Source organism: Streptomyces sp. NPDC030814 (genome assembly GCF_055572155.1).
Map to the genome: position 1 here is coordinate 75,960 of NZ_JBVIDX010000013.1, position 17,446 is coordinate 93,405.

At 71.1% G+C, this 17,446-nt stretch carries 11 protein-coding genes and 1 pseudogene; 9 read left to right on the forward strand and 3 right to left on the reverse strand.

Features of this window, described 5'->3' with window-relative positions; genetic code table 11:
* Nucleotides 1–52 precede the first annotated feature (52 nt).
* Nucleotides 53–1,591 carry an MFS transporter gene (locus ACZ43N_RS26105; RefSeq protein WP_468100808.1) on the forward strand — a complete coding sequence of 513 codons (1,539 nt, stop codon included), beginning with the start codon at nt 53–55 and terminating at the stop codon, nt 1,589–1,591.
* Nucleotides 1,592–1,708: 117 nt separating this feature from the next.
* On the opposite strand, the gene ACZ43N_RS26110 is transcribed toward ACZ43N_RS26105, so the two are convergent.
* A complete protein-coding gene (locus ACZ43N_RS26110) occupies nt 1,709–2,215 on the reverse strand; it encodes a MarR family winged helix-turn-helix transcriptional regulator (protein WP_468100809.1) in 507 nt (168 codons plus the stop codon).
* A gap of 225 nt (nt 2,216–2,440) precedes the next feature.
* Between ACZ43N_RS26110 and ACZ43N_RS26115 the strand changes: the two genes are divergently transcribed.
* Together ACZ43N_RS26115 and ACZ43N_RS26120 are read left to right on the forward strand one after the other, a co-directional pair.
* The gene (locus tag ACZ43N_RS26115; protein WP_468100810.1) at nt 2,441–3,226 is read left to right on the forward strand and encodes a dioxygenase family protein; all 786 of its coding nucleotides are present in this window, start codon (nt 2,441–2,443) and stop codon (nt 3,224–3,226) included.
* Nucleotides 3,227–3,405: 179 nt separating this feature from the next.
* The gene (locus ACZ43N_RS26120; RefSeq protein WP_468100811.1) at nt 3,406–7,518 is read left to right on the forward strand and encodes a wHTH domain-containing protein; all 4,113 of its coding nucleotides are present in this window, start codon (nt 3,406–3,408) and stop codon (nt 7,516–7,518) included.
* On the opposite strand, the gene ACZ43N_RS26125 is transcribed toward ACZ43N_RS26120, so the two are convergent.
* Nucleotides 7,470–8,000, reverse strand: a complete 531-nt coding sequence (locus tag ACZ43N_RS26125; protein WP_468100812.1) for a GNAT family N-acetyltransferase — start codon at nt 7,998–8,000, stop codon at nt 7,470–7,472. The two genes, ACZ43N_RS26120 and ACZ43N_RS26125, sit on opposite strands and share 49 nt — an antisense overlap.
* Nucleotides 8,001–8,191: 191 nt before the next feature.
* Between ACZ43N_RS26125 and ACZ43N_RS26130 the strand changes: the two genes are divergently transcribed.
* Nucleotides 8,192–9,190 carry a sigma-70 family RNA polymerase sigma factor gene (locus ACZ43N_RS26130; RefSeq protein WP_468100813.1) on the forward strand — a complete coding sequence of 333 codons (999 nt, stop codon included), beginning with the start codon at nt 8,192–8,194 and terminating at the stop codon, nt 9,188–9,190.
* Between the two features lie 572 nt (nt 9,191–9,762).
* Here the strand turns inward: ACZ43N_RS26130 and ACZ43N_RS26135 are convergent.
* Nucleotides 9,763–10,734 carry a helix-turn-helix transcriptional regulator gene (locus tag ACZ43N_RS26135; RefSeq protein ID WP_468100814.1) on the reverse strand — a complete coding sequence of 324 codons (972 nt, stop codon included), beginning with the start codon at nt 10,732–10,734 and terminating at the stop codon, nt 9,763–9,765.
* Between the two features lie 62 nt (nt 10,735–10,796).
* On the opposite strand from ACZ43N_RS26135, the gene ACZ43N_RS26140 reads away from it, so the two are divergent.
* From ACZ43N_RS26140 to ACZ43N_RS26160, 5 genes and pseudogenes are all read left to right on the forward strand, one after another.
* Nucleotides 10,797–12,350, forward strand: a complete 1,554-nt coding sequence (locus tag ACZ43N_RS26140) for an MFS transporter (protein ID WP_468100815.1) — start codon at nt 10,797–10,799, stop codon at nt 12,348–12,350.
* A 219-nt stretch (nt 12,351–12,569) separates the two neighbouring features.
* A pseudogene (locus ACZ43N_RS26145) lies at nt 12,570–13,325 on the forward strand (DeoR/GlpR family DNA-binding transcription regulator); the annotation flags it as partial.
* A gap of 119 nt (nt 13,326–13,444) precedes the next feature.
* On the forward strand, nt 13,445–14,392 hold the full coding sequence (gene pfkB / locus ACZ43N_RS26150) for a 1-phosphofructokinase (RefSeq protein WP_468100817.1): 948 nt from the start codon (nt 13,445–13,447) through the stop codon (nt 14,390–14,392).
* A gap of 433 nt (nt 14,393–14,825) precedes the next feature.
* Nucleotides 14,826–16,970, forward strand: a complete 2,145-nt coding sequence (locus ACZ43N_RS26155; protein ID WP_468100819.1) for a PTS fructose transporter subunit IIABC — start codon at nt 14,826–14,828, stop codon at nt 16,968–16,970.
* Nucleotides 16,971–17,151: 181 nt separating this feature from the next.
* Nucleotides 17,152–17,430: a hypothetical protein gene (locus ACZ43N_RS26160; RefSeq protein ID WP_468100820.1), complete on the forward strand. Its 279-nt coding sequence runs from the start codon at nt 17,152–17,154 to the stop codon at nt 17,428–17,430.
* Nucleotides 17,431–17,446 lie beyond the last annotated feature (16 nt).

Here is a 17,446-nt window from a genome sequence, read left to right on the forward strand (position 1 = left end):
ACGCTCTTTCACCTGGCTTTTTCCGTCACGAAGTCCCGAAGTGGGTATCCCCATGTCTGCAACAGCCCGGAATGTCCCCGACACGGTGGACGATTCGCACTCCAACCGCTGGAAAGCGCTCGTGTTCATCGCGCTCGCCCAGCTGATGGTCGTCCTCGACGCGACCATCGTGAACATCGCCCTGCCGTCCGCCCAGCAGGACCTGGGGATATCCGACGGCAACCGCCAGTGGGTCATCACGGCGTACGCCCTGGCCTTCGGCGGTCTGCTGCTCTTCGGCGGCCGTATCGCCGACCTGTGGGGGCGCAAGCGCACCTTCGTCACCGGCCTGATCGGCTTCGCCGGTGCCTCCGCCCTGGGCGGCGCGGCCACCGGTGAGGCCATGATGCTGGGTGCCCGCGCCCTGCAGGGTGCCTTCGGCGCGCTGCTCGCGCCCGCCGCGCTCTCGTTGCTCGCCGTGATGTTCACGGACGCCAAGGAGCGCGCCAAGGCGTTCGGCATCTACGGCGCGATCGCCGGTGGCGGCGGCGCCGTGGGCCTGATCCTCGGCGGCTTCCTCACCGAGTACCTGGACTGGCGCTGGACGTTCTTCGTCAACATCCCGTTCGCGGTGATCGCCGCGGCCGGCGCGTACTTCGTCATCCGTGAGCCGGAGGGCGGCCGCAACCGCTCGCCGCTGGACATCCCCGGTGTGGTCCTGTCCACCCTGGGCCTGGTCTCGCTGGTCTACGGCTTCACACGCGCCGAGTCCGACGGCTGGGGCGACGGTGTGACCATCGGCCTCTTCATCGCCTCCGCCGTGCTCCTCGCCGCCTTCGCCCTCGTCGAGTCCAAGGTCAAGGCCCCGCTGCTGCCGCTGCGTGTGATCACCGAGCGCAACCGCGGCGGTGTCTACCTCTCCCTCGGCCTCGCGATCATCGCGATGTTCGGTCTGTTCCTCTTCCTGACCTACTACCTGCAGATCGTGAAGGGGTACTCCCCGGTCAAGACCGGTTTCGCCTTCCTGCCCATGATCGCGGGCATGATCGTCGGTTCCACCCAGATCGGCACCCGCCTCATGACCCGGGTGGCGCCGCGCCTGCTGATGGCGCCGGGCTTCCTGGTCGCGGGCCTCGGCATGCTGCTGCTGACCCAGATGGAGATCGACTCCTCGTACGCGGGTCTGCTCCTGCCGGCGCAGCTGCTGCTCGGCCTCGGCATGGGTACGGCGTTCATGCCGGCGATGTCCCTCGCCACCTACGGCGTCGAACCGCGTGACGCGGGTGTCGCCTCCGCGATGGTCAACACCTCCCAGCAGGTCGGCGGCGCCATCGGTACGGCTCTGCTGAACACGATCGCCGCCTCCGCGACCACGTCCTACATCCAGGACCACATGGCCGCGGCGACCTCCCGCCCCCAGCAGCAGCTGATCCAGCTCCAGGGCATGGTCGACGGCTACACCAACGCGATCTGGTTCGCCGTCGGCATCCTGGTCGTGTCGGCCGCCATCGCCTTCACCTTCGTCACCACCGGCAAGCCGGACATGACGGCCACCGCCGGCTCGACCGAGGACGCGGCGGACGAGGTCAAGGTCCCGGTGATCGCCCACTGACCGAGCGCGCCCCGTGGCCGGGGGCGACGCGAGGGGCGTGAGCAACCGCGCGGCCGGCCGGGTACGACTCGTGGCCGCGGGAGGGCTCCCCCCTCCCGCGGCGCCCCCGGCGGAGCGCTATCGCAGCCACGGCACATCCGCCCCCGCGTCCTTCGGCTGAAGCCCCTCGGCGATGATCTCCATGATCTCGCCGAGGGCTTTCTGCTGTTCCGGCGACAACCGGTCGAACAGCGCCTGCCGCACCGCGGCCACATGCCCCGGCGCACTCTTCTCCAGGGTCTCGAACCCGCCGTCCGTCAGTACGGCGAACTGCCCCCGTTTGTCCGACGGACAGTCCTCGCGCCGCACCCACCCGTTCTTCTCCAGCCGGGCGATGGCGTGCGAGAGGCGCGAGCGCGTGATCTTCGTGTGCATCGCCAGTTCGGTCATCCGCAGCCGCCGCTGCGGCGCGCCGGACAGCACCACGAGCAGGTGGTAGTAGAGGTGCGGCATGCCGGCGTCCCGCTGCAGCTGGCGATCGAGGTGGTCGTCGAGCAGGGTCGTGCCATGGACGTAGGCGAGCCAGACGCGCTGTTCCTCGTCGGTGAGCCAGCGGGGGTTTTCGGCGGCGGACGGTGTCTTCATACCTCCACTGTACGAGTACCCTTCTTGAATTTTGAACTATAGAGATGTAGGGTGAAACAAGAAATATTGAGACTTCAACTACTGGGGAGTGGGGCGAGGTCTCAAGTATCCGGAAGAGCCTGAAGCGACCGCTGTGGACCGCTTGAGGCCTACGAGCTCCATGAGCCGTATGTGCCGATGCGTGGCCCCGCTCGCGAGTCGCGCGTTGCCGAGGGAGTCACCCCTATGTCCGCCGCCACCGCCGAGCGCATGCCGACCCTCTATCTGAGCCACGGCGCGCCACCGCTCGCTGACGACCCGATCTGGCCCGGCGAACTGGCCGCCTGGTCGAAGACGCTGCCCCGCCCCAAGGCGATCCTCATGGTCTCCGCCCACTGGGAGGAGGCCCCGCTCGCCCTCGGCGCGGTCGACCCCGTCCCGCTGGTCTACGACTTCTGGGGCTTCCCCGAGCACTACTACACGGTCCAGTACCCCTCGCCCGGCGCCCCCGAGCTGGCCGCCTCCGTGCGCAGGCTGCTCCAGGCCCCCGGCACGCCCGTCCAGGACATCCCGGACCGCGGACTCGACCACGGCGCGTACGTCCCGCTGGTCGAGATGTTCCCGGAGGCCGACATCCCGGTCCTGCAGATCTCCATGCCGACCCTGGACCCGGTGAAGCTGATGGACATCGGCCGCAAGCTCGCCCCCCTCCGGGACGAGGGCGTTCTGATCATCGGCTCCGGATTCTTCACCCACAACCTCGCCGCGCTCCGCCAGGGCGGCATCCCCACCTGGTCCGCCGAGTTCGACGACTGGGGCAACCGGGCCCTGGAGTCCCGCGACTGGGACTCCCTCCTCGACTTCCTCCACAAGTCCCCGGCGGGCCGGCTCGCCCATCCCCGCACCGAGCACTTCGCGCCGCTCTTCGTCACCATGGGCGCGGCCGAGGCCGCCGGTGAGCTGGACGCCCAGCGGTCGGTGATCGACGGGTTCTGGATGGGCCTGGCGAAGCGGTCGGTGCAGTTCGGCTGAGGCGCGTTGCGCCGAGAAGGGCCGCTGACCGCAGCCCGTCACGAAGGGCCGCTGACCGCAGCCCGTCACGAAGGGCCGCTGACCGCAGCCCGTCAAGAAGGGCCGCTGACCGCGGCACCCCCGCCCCGCGAGGAGCTTTCCCCCTCAGGGCGGGGCCAGTTGCTCCTACGCTTGACGGCGTGACGGATCAGGGCGGGGCGAACAACAGCATCAACGACACCACGGTCCACGGCACGGCGTTCCAGGCACGTGACGTGGACCAGGTGGTGATCAACCACTACGCGCCGTCCGCACCTCCCTCGGCAGACGCCCCCGCCGAAACGCTTCCCGGCTGGGCGGGGGAGGTCGTCAACTCCCCGCTCTGGCGCTGCCTGCCGCCGCAGAGGAACCCCGCACCGTTCCGGGCCGCCGCGCGCGACATCGCCGCCGCGCTCGCCGTCCTGCACGACAAGACGGGATGGGAGACGGCCGGCGACCCCTGGTGGGACCGCTCCTTCCCCACCCGCTTCCACGGCCAGATCGGTCAGCTGGTCTGCGCGGAGGACGCCCCCGACTGGGACTTCCACCCCGCCGAGATCCTGCTCCTGACGCTCGCGCCGTACTTGTCGCAGACGGTGTGGGCGCGTACGGCGGCCGACCGGGCCCATGTCGACCCCGCTGACCTCCGTCTGACGGGAACCGGGGGAGACCGGGGAGACTTCGAGAGGTTCTTCGACCGCGGCCATGAACGCCTCGTCCGCCGGGCCCGGTTGGAGCTGCCGGAGCGGCGGGGCGCCGAGTCGGACATCGGGTGGTGGCTGTTCCACCAGTGGGTTGACCACGGCCTGCGGGGGACCGAGGACCACTGGACGGCGTACACGGACCTGCTCGGCCGACTGCCGCTGCCGGACGCCGTGCCGAGCACGCTGTTCCACCGGCGCCGCACCGGCCAACTGCTGTACGGGCTGCGGCTGTCGCTGGGAGAGATGTGCCGCCAGGAGCGCCTGGACCGGCTGGAGGCCGTCGCGTCCGCCACTGGTGGCACGGGTGGTGCCGGTGGTCTGGGGGTGCCGCAACAGCTCCGGGTGAGACGGCTCGCCGTCCTCCTGGCCGTCGCCCGCGCCCGTGCCCTGGACGTTCCCGCGCTCCCCGACGACCTGGTGGAGAACCTCGGCATCCCCCACCCGGTCGGTCTGCCCGACCTGCGGGAGACTGTGGACCAGGCCGCCTGGCACACCGGCAACGGGCGTATGGTCCTCCAGGCCGCCGACTGTCACCACGAGGCGGTAGTCGAGGCCCTGCGACGCCACGTCGACCAGGTCGACCTCCTCCTCTACGACGTCCGTCGCGCGGCGGGCGCCGACGACACGCTCACCCCGCTGCTGGCACTGCCTCAACGGGCGTCCGCCGAGGGCGTGGAGGCCGCCCTCGGCGACGACGACCGGCCCAAGTTCGAGAGCTACGGCAAGTTCCGGGTCGACCCCCGCCGGGTCCAGGAACTGCTCATGGGCGACCAGCTCTACCGCAGCCCCGGCCTCGCGATCCGCGAGCTGTACCAGAACGCGCTGGACGCCTGCCGCTACCGCAAGGCCCGCACCCAGTTCCTGGCTACGAGGTCGCACGGGGGCGCCCCGGACGACGACTGGACGGGCCGGATCCGCCTCGAGCAGGGGGTCGGCCCCGACGGCCGCCCGTATCTGCTCTGCGAGGACAACGGCATCGGCATGGGTGCGTCCGAGCTGAGCCGTGTCTTCGCCCGAGCGGGCACCCGCTTCACCGACCTGACGGACGTACGCAACGAACGCGCCCTCTGGGAACACGCGGGCATCGAGATGCACCCCGTCAGCCGGTTCGGCATCGGCGTGCTCAGCTACTTCATGATCGCCGACGAGATCGAGGTGATCACCCGGCGCCTGGGCGAGGACGGGGCCACGTCGGAACCGTGCTTCAAGGTGGCCATCCACGGGCCCAACCACCTCTTCCGCATCGAACGCAGCGCGGAGCGGAGGGAGCCGGGCACGACGGTCCGGCTCTATCTGCGGGAGCGGGCCCCCTCCTGTGTCACCGAGCTGCTCCGCCTCCTCGGCGTCGCCGAGTTCGAGACGACGGCCGAACACGGGATGCGGTCGGCGAGGTGGGCGGCGGGCGAGTACGCGATGAGGTCCGGCGAACGGACGCACGCGATCAACGCCGGTGGGGTGCGGGTGCCGGGGCCGACGCGGGAGGGCGGCACGCCCGAGGTGCTGTGGTGCGAGTCGGGGGGCGGGGTGCTGGTGGACGGGATCCTGACCGAGCCGAGTCGCTTGACAGGGGTGCTCGCGGGGGAGCCCTCGGTGGACCACGCCGACGATGCCGTGCTGCGCGGGGCCGTGGTGAACCTGACCGGGCACCGGGTGCCCAAACTGTCGATCGACCGCCTTCAGATCCTCAGCGACATCTCGGGGGACGTGGAGGAACTGCTCCGCGCGGCCGCCGACGAGCTGACATCCTCACCGGAGGGCCTGCTCAGCTATCCGTGGCTGTGCCACGTCGCGAAGACCCACCCCGGAATCGCCGACGTCATCGCCGAGGCGGCCATGGCTGCCGACGTGCGGCTGAGACTGGCCGGCGGCCAGACCTTCCGGCCATCCGAGGTGGGATGCTTTCCGCCGGACGACGGGATCCTCGCCTGGAGCTCCGACGGCTACGGCGATCACTGGCGCGACGAGAGCTATCGGAACTACCCGTCCCTGGAGGTCAGCGACCACGTCCTGCTCTGGCGGCTGCTCGCCCACGAAGCGGCGGACCGGTTGGTGGCCCTCGTTCCGGAACTGAGGAAGGCGGATCCGCTCCTTCCGGCACTCCCGTCGGACGGCGTGCTGCTGCTCATGTCCGGGAGCTCGGCGACCCGTCCCGGATGGGTGCTGGAGATCGCGGGGCGAATCGGCCGGACCCCGCGGGCTGCTGTCTCCCGTGCCGTGCAGCTGGGCATCGCGGCGCTGGACGACGCCTGCTATCCGGACGGCGAGCCGGACCCGGTGGACATCGACCTGCTCAGGGACGGCCCCATCGACTCCGAGTACCTGCCCTCCGACCGGTCGTTGATGTGGCTGTCCACCAGCCGGCCGGTCCCCCTGAGCCACTTCCTCCACGCCTATGTGGACCTGGGCCTGAGCGTCGCGGAGACGGCCGACCGCATGAGGGCGTACGGCTTCGACGTCTCCTTGGCCGAGACGATTCCGGACCGCCCGGACAAGAGCGACATGATTCTGCTGAGTCGGGACGGCGGTGGTGAGGGCCACTGGCTCAGCGACGACCGTGCGGTGCCGCCGGGGCACGTGCTGCGGAGCTCGGAGCTCACAGGCATCCCGGTACCTGAGGTCTGCCGGAGACTGCGGAACTACGGACTGACAGTGGCCGAACCGCCGGGACGGCAGTCCTCCGACGATCTGCGGTTGCTCAGCCGCAATCACGACGGCAAACCGGACTGGCTCCAGGCGGGCCAGATCGTGCTCCACAAGACCCTCGTGGATGCCGCACGGGCGTGCCGCATGGCCGTGACCGATGCCGCCGCCGTACTCACCGCCTACGGCCTGCGCCCCATGCCTCCTGGGCCGGTCCGGCCCACGGACCGGGACCGGAGACTTTTCGGCCCCCTGCTCGGCAGAGGGTTCGAACTGGGGTGGCCTCTGCGGGGATCGCGGCGGTGGAGCCGGGTATGGGCCGTGGCCCACGACGAGGGGGTGTCGCAAGCAGCCGCAGCGGACAGATTGCGTGAACTGGGGGCCGACTGCCCGCTGGTCCTGCCCGAGGCGCCCACCGACCTCGACCGGTCCGTGCTCGACCGGGACCTCTACATCTGGCAGGTGCTGCGTACCACCGACGCAGTGGTCCCGGTGCCTGTTCTCCTGGCGACAGCGTACGAGCTGCGCAGATCAGTCACCGAGATCGGTGTCCGCCTGCAGTCGTACGGGCTGCGCGTGCCGGCCTTCTCCAGGCGGCACGTGTCCGAACGGCGGGAGGACCTCTGGGACGACCTCACGCTGCTCAGGAAGGACCTGGATGTACCTCCGCTGCGAGGCGAGTTTCCCTCCGTCCATGGTGGATCCCTGTGGCTGACCCCCGGAGACCCGGTGCCCCTCGGCCACCTGTGCGCCGCATCCGCCAGGCTGCGCATCCCCCTCCACGAGGTCGCCGCCCGCCTGCGAGGCCTCGGCATCGACGTCCGCGCCGTCGCCGACACCATCCGCGCCGCCATGGCCAGGCTCCCCCGCCTCCCGCGTGATCAGGACCCGGCCCGGAGCTCCTTCTCGTACCAGGCCACGTCCCAGTAGCGGCCGAACTTCCGCCCGACCTCGCGGTACGTTCCCACGTACCGGAAGCCGAAGCGTTCATGGAGGCGGGTGGAGGCCTCGTTCGGCTGGGCGATGCCGGCGTACGCGCGGTGGACGTCCTCGGCCGCGAGGGCTTCGAACAGCGCCTCGTACAACAGGGTGCCGACGCCCCGGCCCCCCGCCTCGGGTGCGAGGTAGACGGAGACCTCCACGGACGTGTCGTACGCCGCCTTGGCGCGGAACGCGCTGCTCGTGACGTAGCCGAGGATTCGCTGTGAATGTGCTGCGGTGGCAACTATGAGGCGATGCCGACCGTCTACAAGGTGGGAGAGCAGCCAAGGGCGGCGCTCTTCCGGAGTGAAAACGGCGGTATCGAATGTGATGGGCGTCTCACGGACGTAGTGGTTGTAGATGTCGGTGAGGGCGTCGAGGTCGGCCTCGACTCCTGCTCTGACCTGCACCTCTACCGACTCCGCCGACATCACACCTCCTCCTGTGGCGGCACAGGGTACTGCAAGATCAGAAAAATAGTGGGGTGGGTTGGGAATTCTGTCCTGATTCCAGTCGTTGTTTCCTTCGGAAGCCGGGCACTCGGGAGAGTGTCCGAGCGGCCTTGTCAAGACACGTAGGACCAGACACGACCCTGCCAGCCCACCATCGCAAGGGAGCACGCATGGCAACCCGTGCCGTCGCCGCTCGTCGTTCGTCCGCCACCGGCGGGAGCGACGCGGCAAGCAGCGTTCGCGCCTCTGGCGGCGAGATCGCCGACCGCGACCTGGTCGGCATGTACCTCGACGAGATCGCGCGTACACCGCTGCTCGACGCCGCCAAGGAAGTCGAGCTGTCCCAGATCATCGAGGCGGGTGTGTTCGCGCAGCAGATCCTCGACGGTGAGGAGGAGGCGAAGGCGGACGCGACCCGTGAGGAGCTCGAGGCACTCGTGGCCGACAGCGAGCGGGCCAAGGACATCTTCATACGGTCGAACCTCCGACTCGTCGTGGCCGTCGCCCGGCGGTACCCGCGCAGCGGTCTGCCCCTGCTCGACCTCATCCAGGAGGGCAACGCGGGCCTGGTCCGCGCGGTCGAGAAGTTCGACTACCGCAAGGGCTTCAAGTTCTCGACGTACGCCACCTGGTGGATCCGTCAGGCCATCACCCGCTCCATAGCGGACCAGTCGCGCACCATCCGGCTGCCCGTCCACCTCGTCGAGGAGCTGGGCAGGGTCCGCCGAGTGCAGCGCGAGTTCAACCGGGAGCACGGGCGCGACCCCGAGCCCCAGGAGATCGCCGCCGAGCTGGGCTCCACCCCGGAGCGCGTCAGCGACGTCCTCGACTGGGCCCGCGACCCGGTCTCGCTGAACATGTCGGTGGACGACGAGGGCGAGACCCAGTTCGGGGACCTGCTGGAGGACACCTCCGCCGTGTCGCCCGAGCAGTCCGTGCTGACCCTGCTGCGCAGCGAGGAGCTCGACAGCCTCATCGGGCGGCTCGACCAGCGCACGGCCTCCATCATCAAGATGCGGTACGGCATCGAGGACGGCCGCGAGCGCACGCTCACCGAGGTCGGCAAGGAGCACGGACTCACCCGTGAGCGGATCCGCCAGATCGAGAAGCACGCGCTGCTCGAACTGAAGAAGCTCGCCCGCGACACCGGATTCGACGCGGCGGCCTGACCGGCCGCCGCGCCCCAGCCCGAGTCGGCGGCCCGAGTCGGCGGCCCGAGTCGGCCGGGGTTCGACGACCCGGCGCTCGTCCGGCCCGCCGTGCGGCCGGTGCCCCGGCGTACCGTCGTACGTCGGCCATCGGCCACACCTTGGCCGTACTGTGTCGCTTCAACTCCCCGATCCCGGGGCACAAGACTTGCGAGCCCACGTCTCCACCGGGCCCGGAGCCGAACGGCCCGGGACCCGGAGTCAGATGTTCCGGGGGAGCCGGGGGTGCCGCACCGCAGCCAGTGCAGTCGTCCGTACCCGCCGACCGACCGTCGTCCCGCCGACCGACCGTCGTCCTGCCCGCGCACCGAGCCCGCCCCCAGCCACACGACCAGCCCGGCGAGGTCGCGGTCACCGCACCACCGAAGCCAACTGAAGCAGAGTCCCGACGCTCTCCCCCCAGTGCCGGGACTCCCCAGAGCCGGGCTTCGGCGCCTCCCCCCCCCGGCGCCGGAGCCCGGCTCCTTTTCATCCGTCCCGGGCTCCTCAAGGCCAGGTGCAGCCCTCAGCCTGCAACCCTCAGCCTGCAACCCTCAGTCCTTCGCGCCGCCCGCCGCCCTTGTCAGCCGCGCGCCCAACTCCTGGACGTACCCGACCAGTTCCGGCGGCTCATGCACGGTGAACTCGCAGCCCAGCACGGCGAGGCGTACCGCGAGCCACTCCACCGAGTCCCCGGCCGAGGCCCGCAACCGGCAGCTGTGCTCGTCGACGGGGTCGGGCCTGCCGATCCAGGCCGGCAGCCGGGCCGCGACGACCTCCACAGGCGCGGCGAACGTGACTTCGAACGTGTACTCATGCCGACGGCGCATCGACTGCTTCAGATACTCCGCCGCGTTCCCCGTCGGCAGCTCGCGCGGCGCGAACCGGGCGCCGGTGGCGAAGGGCTCCTCGACCCGGTCGACGCGGAAGGTGCGCCAGTCGGCGCGGTCGAGGTCGTAGGCGACCAGGTACCAGCGGCGGCCGGTCGAGACCAGCCGGTACGGCTCGCAGTGGCGCCGCGAATCCGTGCCGTCGCCGGAACGGTAGGCGAAGCGGAGCCGCTCGTGGCCCGCCACGGCCGACGCCATCACGGTCAGCGTCTCGGGCGCCACCGTCGCGCCGTCACCGCTGGTCAGGGGAGTGGTGGCGGCCTGGAGCGTGGACACCCGGTGCCGCAGCCGCGAGGGCAGTACCTGCTCCAGCTTGGCCAGCGCCCGTACGGAGGCCTCGTCCACGCCCTCCACGGCGTGCCCGGCCCCGGCCCGCAGTCCCACCGCGATCGCCACGGCCTCCTCGTCGTCGAGCACCAGCGGGGGCATGGCCTTCCCGGCCACCAGGCGGTAACCGCCGTCCGCCCCCATGGTGGCCTGCACCGGATACCCCAGCTCCCGCAGCCGGTCGATGTCCCGCCGAACCGTCCGCCGCGACACCCCCAGCCGGTCGGCCAGCTCGCCGCCGGGCCACTCACGGGGCGTCTGGAGCAGGGAGAGAAGCTGAAGGAGCCGCGCCGGGGTGTCCGTAGTCATGAGTCCGAGGATGCCGCACGACTAGGACACGATCTGACCTACTGGGGTCCTACCTTCGGGACATGACCTCAACCACGAACGCCCTGAAGGGGCGCGACAACCGTACGGCGCTCGACGCGTCTGCCGAGGGCGCCGACCGCAGGCGGTGGATCGCCCTCGCCATCGTCATGACCGCCGCCTTCATGGACCTCGTGGACGTCACGATCGTCAACATCGCGATTCCCTCCATCGAGCGCGGTGAGGCGGCCACGGTCAGCCAGATCCAGTGGATCACCGCCGGCTACGCCCTCGCCTTCGCCGCCGGACTCGTCACCGGCGGCCGGCTCGGCGACATCCACGGCCGTCGGCGGATCTTCCTCCTGGGCATCGGCGGCTTCACCGTCACCTCCGCACTGTGCGGCCTCGCCGCGAACCCGGAGATGCTCGTCGCCGCACGGATCGCGCAGGGCGCGACGGCCGCGCTGATGGTGCCGCAGGTGCTGTCGATCGTCCATGCCACCTTCCCGGCACATGAACGAGGCAAGGTGTTCGGCCTGTTCGGCGCGATCGCCGGTCTCGGCGCGGTCTCCGGCCCGCTGCTCGGCGCCCTGCTCATCGAGTGGAACCCGCTCGGCCTCGAATGGCGGGCGATCTTCCTGATCAACCTCCCGGTCGGTGTCGCCGGCCTCGTCCTGGGCCGCCGGTTCATCACCGAGTCCAAGGCCCCGCACGCCCTCAAGCTGGACCTCGTGGGCGTCGCCCTCGTCACCGGCGGGCTGCTGATGCTGCTCTACCCGCTCACCCGCGGCCATGAGCTGGACTGGCCGCTGTGGGGGTACGCCCTGATGGCGGGCTCCCTGGCGGTGTTCGCGGCACTGGTGGCGTACGAGCGGCGCAAGACGGCGCGCGACGGCTCCCCGCTGATCGAACTGTCGCTGTTCAGGGTGAAGAGCTTCGCGGCCGGTATCGCCGTGCAGACCGTGTTCGGTATCGCCCTCGGAGTGTTCTTCCTCGTGTGGACCCTCTATCTCCAGACCGGCCTCGGCTGGAGCGTCCTGAAGGCCGGCCTCACCGGCGTCCCGTTCTCCGTCTCCGTCTCGGTCGCGGCCGGGCTGTCGGTCCAGAAGCTCGTCCCGCGCTTCGGCCGCAAGGTCCTCCAGGCGGGTGCGCTGCTGATGGCGGCCGGTGTGCTGCTCTACCTGTGGGAGTCCGAGCGGTACGGCCTCGCCATCACCCCGTGGCAGATGGCGCTCCCGCTGATCGTGATGGGCGCGGGCATGGGGCTCATCGTCGCCCCGCTGACCGACGCGATCCTCTCCGGGGTGCCGCGTGAGCACGCCGGCTCCGCGTCCGGGCTGATCAGCACGGTGCAGCAGATGGGCAACGCGCTCGGCCTCGGGCTGGTGGCCGTGGTCTTCTTCGGCGCCATGGACGACCCCCTCCTCCCCACTGAGATCGGCCCCGCCTTCGTCGACGCCTTCGAACACGCCCTCGGCTGGGTGGCCGCGGTGCTCTTCGCGATCTTCCTGCTGATGTTCGCGATGCCCGGACGCCCCGTGACCGGGGACCTGGAGGTCCCCGAGGCCGACGGGAACGGGACCGAGGAGGCGGAGCGCGAACCGCAGTTGGCCCACTGACCGATGACGGCGATGACCGGCCCGGCACCCGAGGGTGCCGGGCCGTCGTCCTGTGCCCGCCGACCGGCCCACTGACGGCAGGCCCACCGGCCCATAGGACGCCCCCCGGGCGGCCCCGTTTGTGTCCGATCCATGCCCGAACCTGTTTACTTTTTGGAAATGCGGGCGTAGCCTCCGAGCGAACCCACAAAAACGGGCATCAGTCGGAGGCGAACGGACATGTACGCACCGGAGCGGCAGCAGGAGATCCTCCGGCTCGCCCGCGACGGCGGCCGGGTGGACGTGGTGTCGCTGGCGGAGGAGTTCCAGGTCACGGCCGAGACCATCCGGCGCGACCTGAAGGCCCTGGACCGCGCCGGCCTCGTCCAGCGGGTGCACGGCGGCGCGATCCCCGTGGGACGACTGGACTTCGAGCCCGACCTCGCCGAACGCGAGGGCACGGCCGCCGACGAGAAGGACCGCATCGCACAGGCCGCCCTCGCCGAGCTGCCGGCCGACGGCACCGTCGTCCTCGACGCCGGTACGACCGTCGCGCGCCTCGCAGCCGCCATCCCGCTGGAGGCCACACTCACCGCGGTCACCCACAGCCTGCCGATCGCGGCCCGCCTGGCCGACCACCCTGGCATCCAGCTCCATCTGGTCGGCGGCCGGGTCCGCCACCGCACACGCGCCGCCGTGGACGCCTGGGCGCTCCGCGCCTACGGCGAGATCCGCGCCGACGTGCTCTTCGTGGCGGCCAACGGGTTCTCCGTCGACCGTGGTCTGACCACCCCCGACCTCGCCGAGGCCGCGGTGAAGCGGGCCGCCATCGCCGCCGCCCGCCGTGTGGTGCTGCTCGCCGACTCCTCCAAATACGGCCAGGAGCACTTCGCCCGCTTCGGCGCCCTGAGCGACGTCGACCTGCTGATCACCGACAACGGCCTGAGTCCCGAGGACGCCCACGCCATCGAACGCAACGGCACCGAAGTGCTACGAGTCCCGGGCGCCAGCGAGAGCACCGGCAAGGGCACGGACAAGGGCACGAGCAAGGGCACGGGCGCGGGGGCCGTCAACGGCGCCGCCGCGGGCCGGACCTCCGGCAGGGAGAACCGCGCATGATCCTCACCGTCACCCCCAACCCGTCCCTCGACCGCACCTACGAGGTCCCCTCCCTCGACCGCGGCGAGGTCATCCGGGCCACCGGCGAACGCATGGACCCGGGCGGCAAGGGCGTCAACGTCTCCCGGGCGGTCGCCGCCGCCGGACAGCGCACCGTGGCCGTACTGCCGCTGGGCGGCGCACCCGGCGCGCTGGTCGCGGACCTGCTCGACACGCAGGGCATCGAGGTCGCGCGGGTCCCGGTGGCCGGGGCGACCCGCTCCAACATCGCCCTCGCCGAGGCGGACGGTGTCCTGACGAAGATCAACGCACCGGGGCCCGAACTCTCCGCCGCCGAGGAGGAACTCCTCCTGGAGACCGTGCGCGCCCAGTCCGTCCACGCCTCCTGGATCGCCTGCTGCGGCAGCCTCCCGCGCGGCCTCGCCCCCTCCTGGTACGCCGCGCTCGTGGCCCGTGCGCATGCCGCGGGCGCCCGGATAGCGCTGGACACCTCCGGGCCGGCCCTGCTGGCCGCGCTCCGTGAGCGCCCCGATGTGGTCAAGCCCAACGCCGAGGAACTCGCCGAAGCCGTGGGCCGCCCCCTCGCCACCGTCGGCGATGCCGTCAAGGCCGCGGAGGAGCTGCGAGAGATGGGTGCGGGCGCGGTCCTGGCCAGTCTGGGCGCCGACGGACAGGTCCTCGTGAACGCCTCCGGCGCCTGGTTCGGCAGCGCCCGCGTCGACGTCGTCCGCAGCAACGTCGGCGCCGGCGACTCGTCCCTCGCCGGCTTCCTCATCGCAGGCGGCAACGGCCCCGACGCACTCGCCTCCGCCGTCGCCCACGGCGCCGCCGCCGTACAGCTTCCCGGCAGCGTCATGCCGACCCCGGCCGACCTCGACCCGTCCGCGGTAACCGTGACGGCGGAGGTACCGGTCGACCGGGTTCTCAAGGAGCCGGTGTCATGAACGGGCAACGGCGAGCGAACGTTCGCTTTGGCTGCGGAGAGGTGGTGGCGGGCGTGGACGCGGTCGGTGCGGCAGGCGGGGAGGGTCCGCGAACGAACCTTCGTTTTGGCGGTTGCTCCGGGGTGGGGCGGTCAGCGCCCGCACGTCCCGGTGGCTGTACGCGAACGAACCCTCGTTTTAGTGCCTCCCCGCGCTTTGACGCCTCCCCCGCGGCCCACCCCGCGCTTGCGCCCGTTGCCCGCATCGTCCGGGCTCAGCGAACGAACCTTCCTTTTGCATTACTTCCCCTCTCCCCGGGAAGGCGCAGTCTCCCCGGCTCCGTCGGCCCCGGCCGGTCCTTCCCCTCGGCCCCCGCGGCCGGCGCCCCCCACACTTCCGTCCCCACCCCCGCCCACTTCACCCCCCGGGCGATACGCGTGCGAAGGAGCCCGCGATGAGCGAGATGATCACCGCGGATCTGGTCGACCTCGACCTGTCCGCCGAGACGAAGGAAGCGGCGGCGCGTGCCCTCGCCGAGCGCATGGTGGCGAAGGGCCGGGTCACCGACCTGGACGGCTTCCTCGCCGACGTGGCCGCCCGCGAGGCCCAGATGCCGACCGGTCTGGACGGCGGTATCGGCATCCCCCACTGCCGCAGTGAGCATGTCACCGAGCCGACCCTGGCCTTCGGGCGCAGCGCCGCAGGCATCGACTTCGGTGCCGCCGACGGCCCCGCCGACCTGATCTTCCTGATCGCCGCCCCGGCGGGCGCGGACGACGCCCACCTCACGATCCTCTCCTCTCTCGCCCGTCAGCTGATGAACGCCGAGTTCACCGCCGCCCTCCGCGCGGTGGACGACGCGGCCCGCGCCGCCGCTCTCATCCGGGGCGACGCGGCGACCGAGGGCACCGATGACTCCGCGGCGGCGTCGGGCGGAACGGCCTCCCCCGACGCCGCCGCGGGCAGCGCCACTGCGCCGGCGACCACGACCGCGACCCCGACCACGACCCCGACGACTAAGACGACGACCGCGACCACTAAGGCGGAAGCGGCCGAATCCGGGGCCGACGTCGCGGTACCCGAGGCGAAGGACGAGCCCGTCGGCCGCCCCTTCCGGATCGTCGCCGTCACCTCCTGCCCCACCGGCATCGCGCACACCTATATGGCCGCCGAGTCGCTGGAGAACGCGGGCCGGGACGCCGACGGTGTCGAGATCGTCGTCGAGACGCAGGGCTCGGCCGGTTTCAGCCGGCTCGACCCGGCGGTCATCGCCGCCGCCGATGGCGTGATCTTCGCCCATGACGTCCCCGTACGGGAGAAGGACCGTTTCGCCGGGAAGCCCACCGTGGACACCGGTGTGAAGGCCGCCATCAACCGCCCCGCCGAACTGATCGCCGAGGTCCGCGGCAAGGCCGAGCGCGGCGAGGTCACGGCCGCCGCCCGCCCTGGCACCCCCGTGGAGCGCGCGGGCGAGCCCGGCGAGGGCTACGGCACCAAGCTGCGCAAGTGGCTGATGACGGGCGTGAGCTACATGGTTCCGTTCGTCGCGGCGGGCGGTCTGCTGATCGCCCTCGGTTTCGCGATCGGCGGCTACCAGATCAACGAGGCCAAGTCGGTCACCGAGCACTTCGACTGGGGCCAGGTCGACAGCTGGGGCGCGCTGCTGTTCCAGATCGGCGCCGCCGCCTTCGGCTTCCTCGTCCCGGTCCTCGCCGGTTACATCGCCTACGGCATGGCCGACCGGCCCGGACTCGTGCCCGGCTTCGTCGGCGGTGCGATCTCCGTGACGATCGGCGCGGGCTTCCTCGGCGGTCTCGTCGCCGGTCTGATCGCCGGTGGTGTGGTCCTCGCCATCCAGCGGATCGACATCCCGCCGGTACTGCGCGGCATCATGCCGGTGGTGGTGATCCCGCTGGTGTCCACGGTGGTGGTCGGGTTCCTGATGTTCGTCGTGATCGGCAAGCCGATCTCCGAGGCACAGAAGGGCCTGACCGACTGGCTGAACGGCCTCTCCGGCACCAACGCCATCCTCCTCGGCGTCCTGCTCGGCCTGATGATGTGCTTCGACCTCGGCGGCCCGGTCAACAAGGTGGCCTACACCTTCGCGACGGCCGGTATCTCGGTCGCGGCGCCCAGCGACTCCGCGATGAAGATCATGGCAGCCGTCATGGCCGCCGGAATGGTCCCGCCGCTGGGCATGGCCCTCGCCACCACCATCCGCAAGAGGCTGTTCACCACTGCCGAACGGGAGAACGGCAAGGCGGCCTGGGTGCTCGGCGCGTCCTTCATCTCCGAGGGCGCGATTCCGTTCGCGGCGGCCGACCCGCTGCGCGTGATCCCCGCCTCCATGGCGGGCGGCGCGGTCACCGGCGCGCTGACCATGGCCTTCGGCTCGACCCTGCGGGCCCCCCACGGAGGTATCTGGGTCACCTTCCTGATCGGCAAGCCGTTCCTGTACCTGCTGGCCATCGCGGTCGGTACGGCGGTCACGGCCGGCCTGGTCATCATCCTGAAGGGCATGCGCAAGACGCAGCCGGGAACGGCCGCGGAGGCCGCTCCCGCCACCGGGGCGCAGACGAAGGAGCCGGTCGCGGCCTGAGCCCCGTGACGGTACGTCGGCCGCAGTCCTCTCACGGGGGCTGCGGCCGACCGCGTTTTCACAGTGAGCCCCTTGCGCCCCCTTTGGGAGCCTTTACGACCCGTGTGACTTGTACGCCGTACCTGCGAGATACGTCACGATCCGGGCTCAAAGTCCCCTCTGGTGGTGTCTACTGGACGGCATGCCTGAGCACGTGTCGGTCCTCCAGTTGGTGGGCGTGGCCACCCTCGCCGTCGCGGCGGTCATCTGGGTCGCCGTGCTGGTCCGCGTTCTGCGCCGGGACGGCGAGGCGCATCGCGCCCGCTTCATGGAGTTGGCCCGGCGCCGTGGTGGGCACCTTCGCGGCCTGCCCCACCAGCGCCGCAAGGGCCCGCACGTCGAGCATGTGGAGCTGACTCCGGCCGAGCAGGACGCCTTCGCGTTCCTGGCCCGTCAGTTCAGTGATGACCGCCTGGCCTGAGCGGCGGGTCCGAGCT

Bases quoted from the DNA above. Each gene is read 5' to 3' on its own strand.
- ACZ43N_RS26105 (WP_468100808.1), top strand. From the start codon at position 53: ATGTCTGCAACAGCCCGGAATGTCCCCGACACGGTGGACGATTCGCAC.
- ACZ43N_RS26110 (WP_468100809.1), bottom strand. From the start codon at position 2,215: ATGAAGACACCGTCCGCCGCCGAAAACCCCCGCTGGCTCACCGACGAG.
- ACZ43N_RS26115 (WP_468100810.1), top strand. From the start codon at position 2,441: ATGTCCGCCGCCACCGCCGAGCGCATGCCGACCCTCTATCTGAGCCAC.
- ACZ43N_RS26125 (WP_468100812.1), bottom strand. From the start codon at position 8,000: ATGTCGGCGGAGTCGGTAGAGGTGCAGGTCAGAGCAGGAGTCGAGGCC.
- ACZ43N_RS26130 (WP_468100813.1), top strand. From the start codon at position 8,192: ATGGCAACCCGTGCCGTCGCCGCTCGTCGTTCGTCCGCCACCGGCGGG.
- ACZ43N_RS26135 (WP_468100814.1), bottom strand. From the start codon at position 10,734: ATGACTACGGACACCCCGGCGCGGCTCCTTCAGCTTCTCTCCCTGCTC.
- ACZ43N_RS26140 (WP_468100815.1), top strand. From the start codon at position 10,797: ATGACCTCAACCACGAACGCCCTGAAGGGGCGCGACAACCGTACGGCG.
- pfkB (WP_468100817.1), top strand. From the start codon at position 13,445: ATGATCCTCACCGTCACCCCCAACCCGTCCCTCGACCGCACCTACGAG.
- ACZ43N_RS26155 (WP_468100819.1), top strand. From the start codon at position 14,826: ATGAGCGAGATGATCACCGCGGATCTGGTCGACCTCGACCTGTCCGCC.
- ACZ43N_RS26160 (WP_468100820.1), top strand. From the start codon at position 17,152: ATGCCTGAGCACGTGTCGGTCCTCCAGTTGGTGGGCGTGGCCACCCTC.